The organism is Tatumella sp. JGM91, from assembly GCF_018257575.1.
In the GTDB taxonomy this organism is placed as follows: domain Bacteria; phylum Pseudomonadota; class Gammaproteobacteria; order Enterobacterales; family Enterobacteriaceae; genus Tatumella; species Tatumella punctata.
Genome location: NZ_JAERJP010000001.1, coordinates 218003 through 230357, shown reverse-complemented (window position 1 = coordinate 230357; position 12355 = coordinate 218003). Strand labels below are relative to the sequence as shown.

General features: G+C 47.7%; 13 protein-coding genes. 6 read left to right on the top strand and 7 right to left on the bottom strand.

Annotation, left to right across the window (positions count from 1 at the left end; all coding sequences use genetic code 11):
- The first annotated feature begins 139 nt into the window (after positions 1-139).
- On the top strand, positions 140-745 hold the full coding sequence (gene ybjG / locus JK198_RS01160; protein ID WP_212706730.1) for an undecaprenyl-diphosphate phosphatase: 606 nt from the start codon (positions 140-142) through the stop codon (positions 743-745).
- A 45-nt stretch (positions 746-790) separates the two neighbouring features.
- Here ybjG and JK198_RS01155 read toward each other — a convergent pair whose 3' ends face one another.
- Both JK198_RS01155 and JK198_RS01150 read right to left on the bottom strand, forming a co-directional pair.
- Positions 791-1990: a serine hydrolase gene (locus JK198_RS01155; RefSeq protein WP_212706731.1), complete on the bottom strand. Its 1200-nt coding sequence runs from the start codon at positions 1988-1990 to the stop codon at positions 791-793.
- A gap of 65 nt (positions 1991-2055) precedes the next feature.
- Complete coding sequence (locus tag JK198_RS01150; protein ID WP_212706732.1) at positions 2056-2286, bottom strand: hypothetical protein; 231 nt, start codon at positions 2284-2286, stop codon at positions 2056-2058.
- Positions 2287-2591: 305 nt separating this feature from the next.
- Here JK198_RS01150 and moeA point away from each other — a divergent pair, with 305 nt between their 5' ends.
- Together moeA and JK198_RS01140 are read left to right on the top strand one after the other, a co-directional pair.
- The gene (gene moeA, locus JK198_RS01145) at positions 2592-3827 is read left to right on the top strand and encodes a molybdopterin molybdotransferase MoeA (protein ID WP_212706733.1); all 1236 of its coding nucleotides are present in this window, start codon (positions 2592-2594) and stop codon (positions 3825-3827) included.
- 3 nt (positions 3828-3830) lie between these two features.
- On the top strand, positions 3831-4589 hold the full coding sequence (locus JK198_RS01140; protein WP_212706734.1) for a molybdopterin-synthase adenylyltransferase MoeB: 759 nt from the start codon (positions 3831-3833) through the stop codon (positions 4587-4589).
- A 101-nt stretch (positions 4590-4690) separates the two neighbouring features.
- Here the strand turns inward: JK198_RS01140 and JK198_RS01135 are convergent, their stop codons facing one another.
- The 3 genes from JK198_RS01135 to mntR form a co-directional block, all read right to left on the bottom strand.
- A complete protein-coding gene (locus JK198_RS01135; protein ID WP_212706735.1) occupies positions 4691-6283 on the bottom strand; it encodes an ABC-F family ATPase in 1593 nt (530 codons plus the stop codon).
- A 270-nt stretch (positions 6284-6553) separates the two neighbouring features.
- The gene (locus tag JK198_RS01130; RefSeq protein WP_212706799.1) at positions 6554-6952 is read right to left on the bottom strand and encodes an H-NS family nucleoid-associated regulatory protein; all 399 of its coding nucleotides are present in this window, start codon (positions 6950-6952) and stop codon (positions 6554-6556) included.
- Positions 6953-7648: 696 nt separating this feature from the next.
- Positions 7649-8116, bottom strand: a complete 468-nt coding sequence (gene mntR / locus JK198_RS01125) for a manganese-binding transcriptional regulator MntR (RefSeq protein ID WP_212706736.1) — start codon at positions 8114-8116, stop codon at positions 7649-7651.
- Positions 8117-8340: 224 nt separating this feature from the next.
- Between mntR and JK198_RS01120 the strand changes: the two genes are divergently transcribed.
- A complete protein-coding gene (locus tag JK198_RS01120) occupies positions 8341-8574 on the top strand; it encodes a hypothetical protein (RefSeq protein WP_212706737.1) in 234 nt (77 codons plus the stop codon).
- Between the two features lie 287 nt (positions 8575-8861).
- On the opposite strand, the gene ompX is transcribed toward JK198_RS01120, so the two are convergent.
- Complete coding sequence (gene ompX / locus JK198_RS01115; RefSeq protein WP_212706738.1) at positions 8862-9374, bottom strand: outer membrane protein OmpX; 513 nt, start codon at positions 9372-9374, stop codon at positions 8862-8864.
- A 364-nt stretch (positions 9375-9738) separates the two neighbouring features.
- On the opposite strand from ompX, the gene rhtA reads away from it, so the two are divergent.
- Positions 9739-10638: a threonine/homoserine exporter RhtA gene (gene rhtA / locus JK198_RS01110; protein ID WP_212706739.1), complete on the top strand. Its 900-nt coding sequence runs from the start codon at positions 9739-9741 to the stop codon at positions 10636-10638.
- A 173-nt stretch (positions 10639-10811) separates the two neighbouring features.
- Positions 10812-11315, top strand: coding sequence for a DNA starvation/stationary phase protection protein Dps (gene dps, locus JK198_RS01105; protein ID WP_212706740.1), 504 nt, complete (start codon positions 10812-10814; stop codon positions 11313-11315).
- 62 nt (positions 11316-11377) lie between these two features.
- On the opposite strand, the gene rlmF is transcribed toward dps, so the two are convergent.
- A complete protein-coding gene (rlmF, locus tag JK198_RS01100) occupies positions 11378-12307 on the bottom strand; it encodes a 23S rRNA (adenine(1618)-N(6))-methyltransferase RlmF (RefSeq protein ID WP_212709909.1) in 930 nt (309 codons plus the stop codon).
- Positions 12308-12355 lie beyond the last annotated feature (48 nt).

The following is a 12355-nucleotide window of genomic DNA, read 5'->3' as shown; positions in this document are numbered from 1 at the left end:
TTTACTTTCTGTCGCGTTGTTTTATGCTGTTAAGCTAGTCTTAATCACCCGATGGTAATATGACGCTCTGATTTATATAAATCACTGACGCCAAGCACTGTTGTATCACGCTGAATGATGAAAGGACCGCCTGAACACCATGGAAAACCTTAACCACATCCTGTTCCTGTGGATTAACGCCACACCGGACTCCCCCCGGGCAATCATCGAACTGGCTCTTTTCTTCGCCAAAGACCTGATTGCAATAGTCCCGTTACTGATCGTTGCTCTGTGGTTATGGGGGCCAGACAGGAAAGTCACCAGCCAGCGGGTACTGGTATTAAAAACAGCGACAGCGCTGGTGTATGCCCTGGGGATTGCCACTGTGGTTGCCTTTATTTATCCGCATCCGCGCCCGTTCGCTATCGGCCTCGGGTATCAGTTTCTCAGTCACAGCGCTGATGGTTCCTACCCGAGCGATCACGGCACTGTTATTTTCACAGTTGCCCTGGCATTTATCTGCTGGCACAGATTATGGTCGGGTGTGATCCTGATGGTGGCAGGTATCGCCATTGCCTGGTCAAGGGTCTACCTCGGAGTTCACTGGCCACTGGATATGCTGGGTGGTTTTCTGGTGGGAATGCTTGGCTGCATCGCTTCTCAATGCGGATGGTCCCTGTACGGCGAGCGGCTGTTATCTTTAGCAGGCACCCTCTATAGCCGGTTATTTGGCCCATTGATCCGCAAAGGATGGGTTCACCCTTAAACCTCTGTTACGGGCAAAGCGATCAGGCTTTGCCCGTTCTCATAATCAGCCAAACCATTTCTGATATAGCGTGCTGATTTTCATACTTATAAAGTCCAGGATACGACTAAAAAAGCTCCCCTGTTTCACTTCTTCCATAACCACCAGCGGCTTCTGATCAATTACCTTGCCCCCGAGCTGGAAGTTGACAGTCCCGACAACCTGCCCTTTATTCAGCGGCGCTTCCAGGACCGGTGTGTTCAGGGTGTAACCCGCTTTCAGATTATTGACCTGGCCTCTCGGCAAGGTGACCGCTGTATTCGCCATCACTCCTAAATCTGCATATTTGCTGTCACCATACCAGACTCGCTGCTGAACAAAGGGTTTGTCGGCTTTTATCGGAAATACTGTTTCATAATAGCGGAAACCCCAGTTGAGTAATTTCTCACTTTCCCTGAACCGGATAGCATCCGTTTTAGCACCCAGAACTACGGAGATCAGCCGCATATTCCCCGACGTCGCGGATGCCACCAGGTTATTACCGGCGCCCGAGGTATAACCTGTTTTAATACCATCAACCTGTAAGTCAGTACTCCACAGCAGCCGGTTACGGTTAGGCTGACGTATATTATTAAAGGAAAATTCTTTTTCCTTGTTTAATGCATACTCGTCGGGAACATCACGGATTAAAGCCTGGCCAATCAGTGCCATATCACGAGCTGTACTGTATTGTCCCGGTTCATCCAGTCCATGAACTGTTGAAAAATGCGTATTCTGCAATCCCAGTTGTTTTACATAGTTATTCATCAGGTCGATAAACGCACTCTGACTTCCGGCAACATAATCAGCTAATGCAATGCAGGCATCATTGCCGGACTGAATCACGATGCCTTTATTTAAATCAGAGACCGATACCTGATCTCCGGGTTTTAAAAACATCAGCGAAGAACCACGCAGTTTAGGATTACCGGTTGCCCAGGCATCCTGCCCGATGGAGACCATATCCGTAGATTTTATTTTCCCGGATTTTAAAGCCTGACCCACCACATAACTGGTCATCATTTTGGTCAGACTGGCAGGGTCAAGCCGGTCATCGGCATGGGATTCTGCCAGTACTTTACCGCTGTTGTAGTCCATCAGGATCCATGCTTTGGCATCGATCTGCGGGGCATCAGCGGGTTGATCTGCATGCGCCAGCACCGGGGAGACCAGTAACAGAGCTATCATCACGGCGCGATATCGGGGGGAGTGACATGTCTTTTGCATGATTAACAGTCCGTCCTTGTTAAAAGAGATAAGTTTCGAAAATGTGGTTCATCCGCAGGATTTTATCAACCAGAACTTAACTGTTGTTGAGCCGGTAAATACATTTCCTGAATGACCTCAGGAATCGCTGAGCACACCGGAAGGATATTCAGCACCGGTATAAACTCTGCTGAGTTGTTCACTGGACTATCAATAACATAAGCCCGCAGGGATTGTATACTTTGCCGCCTCTCTTTACCAAAAGCATACATACGAAAATTTCCGACCAGAGACAGGCTGTTAGCTGATTTTTCCACAGAGACTTTTTCTCCGGGCCGGATAACTTCACTGACCACGGCTGATGCTCACTCTGCCGACTGAAACCGACATGACGTCACTATAACCATACATTAATCACGCTGAAACATAACGAGGAAATACTCAAAGTAGCATAAATGATATTACAGATACTTATTCAGCAATACTTTTTGGCAGCGGATCCTGCCGGCTATTGTTACCCTCTCCGGTGGCTAAAATGCTATTCTTAGTGTGTGATCTGTATTACCGGACAAGGTAAATATACACTTGCCCTCCGCGCATCGTTAACCTGGCAGGAGCCACTATGGAACCTTATACTTCCGGACTTATCTCTTTGGAAGATGCACAGCATTTAATCCAGCTACAAATCTCTCCCATCCGTGACAAGCTTCAACTGGCACTGAATGATGCGGCCGGAAGAATCACCGCCGATCCGGTGATTTCACCCATGGCTGTACCCGGATTTGATAATTCAGCGATGGATGGTTATGCCGTCCGCCTGGATGACCTGGCTCTGTCACGGCCATTACCGGTTGCCGGTAAAGCGCTGGCAGGAAATCCGTTTAACGGCGAATGGCCACGGGGTACCGTCATCCGCATTATGACCGGAGCACCGGTGCCTGCCGGTACCGATGCGGTTGTTATGCAGGAACAGGCCAATAGCAGTGAACAGGGAATAACGTTTACCGCTGAGGTGGTTGCCGGACAAAATATCCGTCGTACCGGAGAGGATATCCGTGCCGGTGACCAGATTCTGGAAGCGGGTGTCCGGCTGGGCGCTTCACAACTGCCATTACTCGCATCTTTAGGGATCAGCGAGGTCAGCGTATTACGTAAACTGCGGGTCGCTATATTTTCGACCGGTGATGAACTGGTGCCGGTAGGGCAGCCACTGCAGGCAGGGCAATTGTACGATACTAACCGGTTTGCTATCCGTCTGATGCTGGAAAAACTGGGTTGTGAGGTGGTCGATTTAGGCATCATCGCCGATGATCAGCAGTTACTGAAACAGGCCTTTGAGGAAGCCAACCGTCAGGCCGATGTAGTCATCAGTACCGGCGGGGTTTCGGTCGGGGAAGCCGATTTCACCCGCGATATGCTTGAAGCGCTGGGCACCGTCACTTTCTGGAAACTGGCAATCAAGCCCGGTAAGCCTTTTGCTTTTGGTCGTCTGTCAGAAAGCTGGTTTTGTGGCTTGCCCGGCAATCCTGTTTCCGCGGTAGTCACGTTCTATCAGCTGGTACAGCCAATGCTGGCGCGTTTACTCGGCCAGCAGCACAGCGGACTCGCCGCCCGTTTAACCGCCAGAACCAGTACATCACTGCGGAAAATGCCTGGCAGGATTGATTTTCAGCGTGGATATTTTTCTGCCACAGCAGATGGCACCCTGCAGGTTACCCCTGCCCCGCACCAGGGGTCGCATATATTCAGTTCATTTTCTAAAGCCAACTGTTTTATTGTGCTGGAACGTGAACGGGGAGCCGTTCAGAGCGGTGAAAATGTCACGATTGAGCCTTTTAATGATCTGCTGAGTGACTGAGCCATGATGCCACTGAATGATGCAGAAATTATGCGTTACAACCGTCAGCTGGTATTACAGGGGTTTGACTTTGACCGCCAGGAACAGTTGAAGGCATCAAAAGTGTTAGTTGCAGGCCTGGGTGGGCTCGGCTCTGCCGCAGCCCCCTGGCTGGTGTCTGCGGGGGTCGGACAGTTAACGTTACTGGATTTTGACACCGTATCTTTGTCCAACCTGCAACGGCAGATTTTACATAACGATGATACTCTCGGGATGGCAAAAACCGACTCTGCCGTGTTGTCATTACAGAAGCTGAACCCCTGGGTCACTCTCACACCCCTCTGTCAGCAATTAACCAATGATAATGCGGATGCCCTGGTACAGCATCACCATGCGGTTCTTGACTGCAGTGATAATGTTACCACCCGTGAATACCTGAACGCGGCATGCTATCGCCATAAAATCCCCTTAATCTCCGGGGCAGCTATCCGTATGGAAGGACAGCTAACCGTCTTTCGCTGGCAGAAAGGTGAACCCTGCTACCGTTGCATGAGCCGGTTGTTTGGCGATCAGACACTAAGCTGTGTCGAAGCAGGTGTAATGGCTCCGCTGGTCGGTGTTATTGGTGCGATGCAGGCCATGGAAACCTTGAAAGTGCTTACGGGTTATGGTGACAGCCGGGGCGGAAAAATCCTGCTGTATGACGCAATGACGGCCCGGTTTCGTGAAATGCGCCTGCAGCCCGATCCTGATTGCGAAATTTGTGGTCAGCCTGCTCAGTAATTCCCCTCTGCTACAGGCTAAGGCTTGCCTGAGGCCTTAGCCTGGTGTTCGGGAGCTACCCGGAGGCTTATCGCCGCCGGGTATTCTCCTGTTGCGGGAAATCAGGCAATCCCCTGACTACGCAGATAATCATCATAGCTGCCAGTGAAGTCGGTAATACCCTCAGCTTTTATCTCAATCACACGTGTGGCCAGTGAGCTGACGAATTCACGGTCATGAGAAACGAAGATCAGCGTTCCTTCATACATCTCCAGTGCCATATTCAGGGATTCGATAGATTCCATATCCAGGTGGTTGGTAGGTTCATCCATTACCAGCACATTTGGCCGGGCCATCATCAGCTTACCGAACAGCATGCGGCCTTTCTCACCACCTGACAGCACTTTTGCCGGTTTCTTAATATCATCCTGAGAAAATAACAGCCTGCCAAGAATACCACGCACTGCCTGCTCGTCGTCACCTTCCTGTTTCCACTGGCTCATCCAGTCGAAGACGGTCAGATCATTAGCAAAGTCAGCCGCATGGTCCTGGGCATAATATCCCTGCAAGACATTTTCCGACCATTTCACGGTGCCGTTATCCGGCGCAACTTCCCCCATCAGGGTTTTCAGCAGTGTGGTTTTACCAATACCATTGGCACCGATAATTGCGACCTTTTCCCCGACTTCCAGTAATAAATTAAGACGGTTAAATAATGGTCCCTTATCAAAACCTTTACTTAATTCTTCCGTTTGCAATGCATTACGGAATAATTTTTTATCCTGTTCGAAACGGATAAAAGGGTTCTGACGGCTGGATGCTTTAACTTCATCCAGTTTAATTTTATCTATTTGTTTGGCTCGTGATGTTGCCTGGCGGGATTTAGAGGCATTGGCACTAAAGCGGCTCACGAAGGACTGTAATTCAGCGATCTGTGCTTTCTTTTTCGCATTATCTGATAATAAACGATCACGGGCCTGAGTTGCCGCAGTCATATACTCATCATAATTTCCGGCATAGACCCGCAGTTCACCGTAATCCAGATCCGCCATATGCGTACATACCATATTCAGAAAGTGGCGATCGTGGGAAATGATCACCATGGTACTGTTACGCTCGTTTAATACCTGCTCAAGCCAGCGGATAGTATCTATATCCAGGTTGTTGGTTGGCTCATCCAGCAACAATATATCAGGGTTAGAAAACAGCGCCTGTGCCAGTAACACACGTAATTTCCATCCTGGTGCAACTTCGCTCATGGGGCCGTAATGCTGTTCCTGAGGGATGCCCACACCTGATAATAGTTCTCCTGCCCGGGCTTCTGCAGTGTATCCATCCATTTCACCATACTGAACTTCCAGTTCAGCCACTTTATAACCTTCATCTTCACTCATTTCAGGTAAAGAATAAATACGGTCACGTTCCTGTTTTACTTCCCAGAGTTCATTATGCCCCATAATGACCGTATCAAGGACCGTAAAGTTTTCGAACGCAAACTGATCCTGGCGTAATTTACCAATCCGCTCATTAGGATCGTAAGAGACATTTCCGGCACTTGGCTGTAAATCACCGCCCAGGATCTTCATAAACGTTGACTTACCGCTGCCGTTGGCACCAATTAAACCATAACGATTCCCTCCGCCGAACTTTACAGAGATATTTTCAAACAATGGCTTACTGCCAAACTGCATCGTCACATTACTGGTTACTAACACGGGATAGCCTTATAGATAAATCGGATTCAGGAAAAATTGTGGTTCAGAAAGCCAGACGGTTGCTGTACTTTCTGACACAGCGAGATTCAGTGATCTTATATAACAGCAGACAGTACCATTTGCTAAAAGTAACTGAAACAATAACCGACGGATTTTATGTCAGTTGTCTGCTCTGGCCTGTACTGCGTCTTAATCACGTGACTGATAAAAGCAAAAAAGCCAGTAACAGAATGTCACTGGCTCTCCCACTAACAAGGAGTTTGCACCTGATTAGATCAGGAAATCGTCCAGGCTTTTACCTTCGTCCAGCGCTTTTTTGATCGCGGCTGGTGTACGGCCCTGGCCGGTCCATGATTTAGTTTCACCGTTTTCATCGGTGTATTTATATTTAGCAGGACGCGGGGCGCGTTTTACACGTTTTTTGCTCACCTCAATTGAACCCAGTAATTCGTTAGGGTCAATACCGTCGGCCAGCAACATTTCACGGTACTTAGTCAGTTTTTCTTCTTTCTCACGATTCTGAGCTTGTTCAGCTTCAATTTCTTCGCGACGTTCATTAACAACAACAGTCAGTTTTTCCAGAACTTCTTCCAGATCACTTAATGCCAGGTCACGGGCCTGCGCACGCAGAGTACGAATGTTATTGAGAACTTTAAATGCATCACTCATCATATTTTCCTTGCTTATCCGGGTACAAATAACTGTGGAGCTGAGGTTACCTAATTTAAATAAAAAAATAAATAGCCGAATACTGATTATAAAATTTAAATTTTAAATTTAGCATTATCGGTTACAGGCTGAATAAAAATTAACGCTCATTTAACAGTGCTGCAGATAACCAGCTCTCCGGTACTCCCTCTTAGCATAACCCCGTAAGCAAGATAACTCTTATAGAAAATGATAACGGCGGACATTACATTCCGCAGACATTAATTACTTAAATCTTCTTTTCTAATCATAACATGACAATTGAAGCTGAATTTTGTACCTGATATTGCAACGCATTACCAATACAACTAATCAAAATTCAGACAGATAACCTTCCGGGCTGTAAGCTTATTATGCCACATACAGACTCTCGCTGAGTGGTTAATGGTTTTGTTGAATCGTTTGCGTCACTACAGGCAAAGGAATAGTGCCGTTTCTTCCTGAGATTAAATATCACAGAATATATACAGAAAAATATTATGTTTTCAGCCGGATATAAAAATAATCCGAACTGACAGCAGGCTTCTCAGGAAGTTTATAGCAACAACTGAAAAAGTAATCTGTTGGCTGTTATCTGAGGACAAAAAAAACAACCACACGTCACCGCGGGTTGTCTTAAGTGATTGCTATCGGAGATCCTGCACACTGCCAGATAATTTATTTTTCTGACTGATATTGCTGGTTAAACGCTTTAAATATCGCCAGTGTTTCTTCACTGACATGATGTTCAATACCTTCAGCATCACGGTGGGCAGTATCCGGGCTGACGCCTAATGTCAGTAAAAAAGCTTCGACAATATGGTGCCGTTCCCTGCTTTGTTCTGCCAGAGTTTCCCCTTCTGCTGTCAGAAATACCCCGCGATAAGGTACCTGCTCTACCAGTCCGCTAGCCGCCAGTTTCTTCAGCATCTTAGCAACCGTCGGCTGAGAGACACCCAGCCTCGCTGCCATATCAACCTGCCTTGCTTCACCAAATTCATGAATCAGGTCGGATATCAGCTCAACATAATCATCAATTAATTCCCTGCGATGTGCTTCCCTGACCTGCCGAAACCCTTCGGCATGATCCTCGACATCTTTAATTGCCCCCGGCAGGGAACTGACATTATTTGCTCGACGGTTCATTAAACTTCCTCATTATAATCTTGCCAGTTCCGTGGGCAGAAACCGGCAATCTGTCCGGTATTGTAAACCAGCTGCACAGAAGCTCAAATTTTTCATCAATAGCCATGGCTAAATGATATAGCAAATGCTATATCTTACTGCAGACACAGAAGGTATGGTTATTGTTCGCCAGCCAGTGTGTCGTGCTGTACCAACCGGCAGTCTTAGGCAGAGGAGAAGCAGCCATGAAAAAATCAGTAACCTGCGGCATCTGTAAGCACCAGCTATCTTTGGCCTCTGTTAATCGTCACAGTTATCAGTGGCTGAAATGCATATATTTACGTTCGCCCTTCAGCCTGCGGTTATTGTTACTGAATATGTTGTTTCAGCAGTTTAAAAAAACCAGACAACAGACATTGCTGCCATTACCTGCCAGCCGTTTCCGTCACCTGCATCCTATTCCGGTAAAAATCCTGTAAATTTACGCTCAGAGAATGCTCTGCCGGTAAAGTTCAGACTGCCGATGCATACAATGGAACCGTTGCTGTTGTTTGCCCGTTAAGGTGCATGGTTCAGTAACCCGTTTGACTGCCAACGCAGGGAGGTTCCGGACAGAAGGTGCAACGGAAGATCTGTGCCTGGCACCATCATTTTTCAGAGCGGAGAGATACAGACTAACAGAATGTGCAGCAAGGCCATCACTGAAACAAAGGCATAAAAAAACGGCCGCGGGGGCCGTTTTTTCTACAGGACAGTCTAAGTAAACTTAGAAGCTGTAGCCGATACCAGTGATCCAGGTACCAACGTCGACGCTGCGGATACGGCTCTGCTCGTAACCAACGTCAACTGCAACGTTTTCGATTGGGTTAAACTGCAGGCCTGCACCATAAGAGAAACCAACATCGCTGCTATCTTTCTTGTTGTAAGCAGTCTGGTCGTTCAGCTGGTATTTACCGAAACCGATACCGACAACACCGTAGATGCTGACCCAGTCGTTCAGACGGTAAGCAGGACCACCAGTGAAGCCGTAGTACTGACCTTTCTGGTAATAACCATCAATAGTACGGTCTTTTTCAGTGTAGGTGAAAGATCCGATCCAACCCAGCGGGTTAGAACCATCTTCGTAGCGATATTTCAGGTTGAAACCATTAGCTTTGTTCAGTACGCCCTGGTAGTCACTCTGTGCGTAACCTGCGCTAACGGTGCTCTGTGCCATTGCAGAACCGGCAGATACTGCCAGTACGCAAGCTAATGCTGAAAGACATGCAATTTTTTTCATAATCACCTCAAATGTGAAACGACTTTTTCCTGACAACGGGGAAAATATAACAAAAACCAGCAAGAAACTCTGCCGATATTTTATTGTCTAACAGATTGTTTGGTGTAACAGAAAGTTACCAGTCAACTGTAATGCACTGATTTTATTTTAGATTACTCCTGTAATCTCTGCGTAATTTTTTTGTGCTCAGGACAAATCTTTAAGGATATTCTTAAAATAACAGGACATTTCTTTACATTTAAAAAGATTCACCGCTTAAAAAACAACCATCGATCGTATTAATTTTACCCGCCTGATGAGTTAATTTATACAATCAGCTAAACTCCGCCACAAATTAATCTTTCTGATGCCGGAATAGCACGAAATGTTCATTGCCGATAAAAAAAACGCCAGCCTGTGGTTTCCTGTGATGCTGTTACTGGTTGCCATGATCTCGTTACAGGGTGCGGCCTCACTGGCTAAGCACCTGTTTCCTATGGCCGGTGCCACCGGAGTTGCCGCTTTACGACTTGGCCTGTCCACCCTCATGTTATGGTGTATTTTCAAACCCTGGCGTTTGACCTTTACAAAAGAACAACGCAGACCGCTTATTTTCTACGGGCTGGCGCTGGGGGGAATGAATATGCTGTTCTATCTTGCCCTGCGAACCATCCCGCTTGGCATTGGTGTCGCCCTGGAATTCTTAGGGCCTCTGACTCTGGCACTGGCAAACTCACGCCGTATCCCTGACTTTATCTGGATTATTGTCACAGTTACCGGCCTGGGGCTACTGATGCCTCTGGGAGACAGCCTGTCAGATATCGATCCTCTTGGCGCAGTACTCGCCCTCTGTGCAGGTGCCTGCTGGGCAATCTATATTATATTTGGCAGAAAAGCCGGTGCAGAGCATGGCCCGGCAACCGTGGCTGTCGGTTCTCTGATCGCCTCAGTAGTATATGTACCGATTGGCGTAACATTTGCTGACAGTGGTATCTGGCATTGGGAAATCATCCCGCTGGCCCTGCTGGTGGCATTATTATCAAATGCCATCCCCTACTCTCTGGAAATGATGGCCCTGACGCGCCTGCCCGCGCGTTTATTCGGTACCCTGATGAGTATGGAACCCGTAGTCGCGGCAATATCAGGAATGATATTCCTTAGTGAAATGCTGACCCTGCCTCAGTGGCTGGGATTAACAGCCATTATTGTTGCTTCAGCAGGCTCCACCCTGACAATGCAACCGCCAAAAAATAAGATCCGCCGTATTAAAGTTAAATCCTCCTGAGCCTGTTTCCTTGCTGCATTATCCCCTCGCCACCCCCTGAGATATCAGGGGATTGGTAATCTCAATCACACCGATTGGTGTATCTGCCGTGCAAAATATGACACCGTTGCTATACTTATTTCCGTGTTAAAGAGATCTGTAATACAAGATCAACTGACAGAGGAAATCACTAAATGAGTACCGCAAAACTGGTAAAAACTAAGGCTTCTGATCTGATCTATACCCGCAATGATGTAGCCGAAAAAGATAAAAAGGCTGCCATTAAAGTTCTGAGCCGCGTGGTCGTTGAGTTAATTGATCTCTCGCTAATCACCAAACAGGCCCACTGGAATATGCGTGGCGCCAACTTTATCGCAGTCCACGAAATGCTGGATGGCTTCCGGACGGCAATTACTGACCATCAGGATACGGTTGCCGAACGTATCGTTCAGCTGGGCGGTGTGGCATTAGGAACCACTCAGGTGGTTAACGATGCATCTCCGCTGAAAGCCTATCCGTTGAATATTCATACAGTGCAGGAACACCTGGTCGCGCTGGCGGAACGTTACGGGCTGGTCGCTAACGATGTTCGTAAAGCCATCGATGAAGTTCCGGATGAAGACAGTGCAGATATCTTCACCGCCGCGTCGCGGGATCTGGATAAATTCCTGTGGTTTATTGAAGCGAATATTGAATAATCCGGCCACCGGTGATAACCGGCAGATATCCCTGCTTACGGCGGAGATATCTGCGTCTTCGGCTAACGGCGGCGTAATAATTTACGTCGCTGATCTTCCTGATGAAAACTCCACGCCAGTATCCGGCTTTGTTTCTGCCCCTGTCCCATTTCCAGGATTCTGATCTGTGCAGCACCACAACTCCGCAGTAAACTGGTCAGTGGCAACAGATTCTCTTTCTTCGATACCAGGCTAGTGAACCAGCCAGCCTGCCCGGCAAATATCACACTTTCATGGATCATCCGGGTAATAAAACCGCGTTCCCCCCCCGAGCACCATAATTCATTATGCTGTCCGGCAAAGTTGAGCGGGCTGCGTTTGTCGATACCCAGGTTACGGATTTTTCGCGCGCTGCCCTGCTGCGCATCTTCTGCTGAACTGTGGAACGGCGGATTACAAATGGTCAGATGGTAAAAATCAGTTTTACGCAAAATACCGTTAAATATCGCCGCCGGATTTTTCTGTAACCTGATACGTATTGCCTGCTGTAATCCGGGGTTTGCGGCCACAATCGCATTGGCTGCAGTGACGGAAGCCGGATGAATATCCGTACCGGTAAAACGCCAGCCATATTCCGCATAACCAATTAACGGATAAATACAATTGGCACCACAGCCAATGTCCAGAACATCAGCGGCCCCCTGCACCGGACCCTGTATATCCTCAGACAATAAGTCAGCAATATAATGCAGATAATCGGCCCGTCCGGGGACTGGCGGGCAAAGAAATCCGTCAGATAATTGCCAGTTCAGATCATAATACTGTTTCAGCAAGGCCTGATTTAATGCTCTGACCGCTTTTGGCTCGGAAAAATTAACTGACCGCCGGCCGTCAGGTGTGGTGATTAACCAGTCACTCAGATGCGGGTTGATGGCAGACAGGCGTTCAAGGTCATAACTACCCTGATAGCGATTCCGCGGATGCAATGATTGTTTGAGTATTGTTTTTTTCATAAATAGTCACAGGAAAAACCAGCGTGTAACTTACCCACCCTGGCATAA

Bases quoted from the DNA above. Each gene is read 5' to 3' on its own strand.
- ybjG (WP_212706730.1), top strand. From the start codon at position 140: ATGGAAAACCTTAACCACATCCTGTTCCTGTGGATTAACGCCACACCG.
- JK198_RS01155 (WP_212706731.1), bottom strand. From the start codon at position 1,990: ATGCAAAAGACATGTCACTCCCCCCGATATCGCGCCGTGATGATAGCT.
- moeA (WP_212706733.1), top strand. From the start codon at position 2,592: ATGGAACCTTATACTTCCGGACTTATCTCTTTGGAAGATGCACAGCAT.
- JK198_RS01140 (WP_212706734.1), top strand. From the start codon at position 3,831: ATGATGCCACTGAATGATGCAGAAATTATGCGTTACAACCGTCAGCTG.
- JK198_RS01130 (WP_212706799.1), bottom strand. From the start codon at position 6,952: ATGAGTGATGCATTTAAAGTTCTCAATAACATTCGTACTCTGCGTGCG.
- mntR (WP_212706736.1), bottom strand. From the start codon at position 8,116: ATGAACCGTCGAGCAAATAATGTCAGTTCCCTGCCGGGGGCAATTAAA.
- JK198_RS01120 (WP_212706737.1), top strand. From the start codon at position 8,341: ATGAAAAAATCAGTAACCTGCGGCATCTGTAAGCACCAGCTATCTTTG.
- ompX (WP_212706738.1), bottom strand. From the start codon at position 9,374: ATGAAAAAAATTGCATGTCTTTCAGCATTAGCTTGCGTACTGGCAGTA.
- rhtA (WP_212706739.1), top strand. From the start codon at position 9,739: ATGTTCATTGCCGATAAAAAAAACGCCAGCCTGTGGTTTCCTGTGATG.
- dps (WP_212706740.1), top strand. From the start codon at position 10,812: ATGAGTACCGCAAAACTGGTAAAAACTAAGGCTTCTGATCTGATCTAT.
- rlmF (WP_212709909.1), bottom strand. From the start codon at position 12,307: ATGAAAAAAACAATACTCAAACAATCATTGCATCCGCGGAATCGCTAT.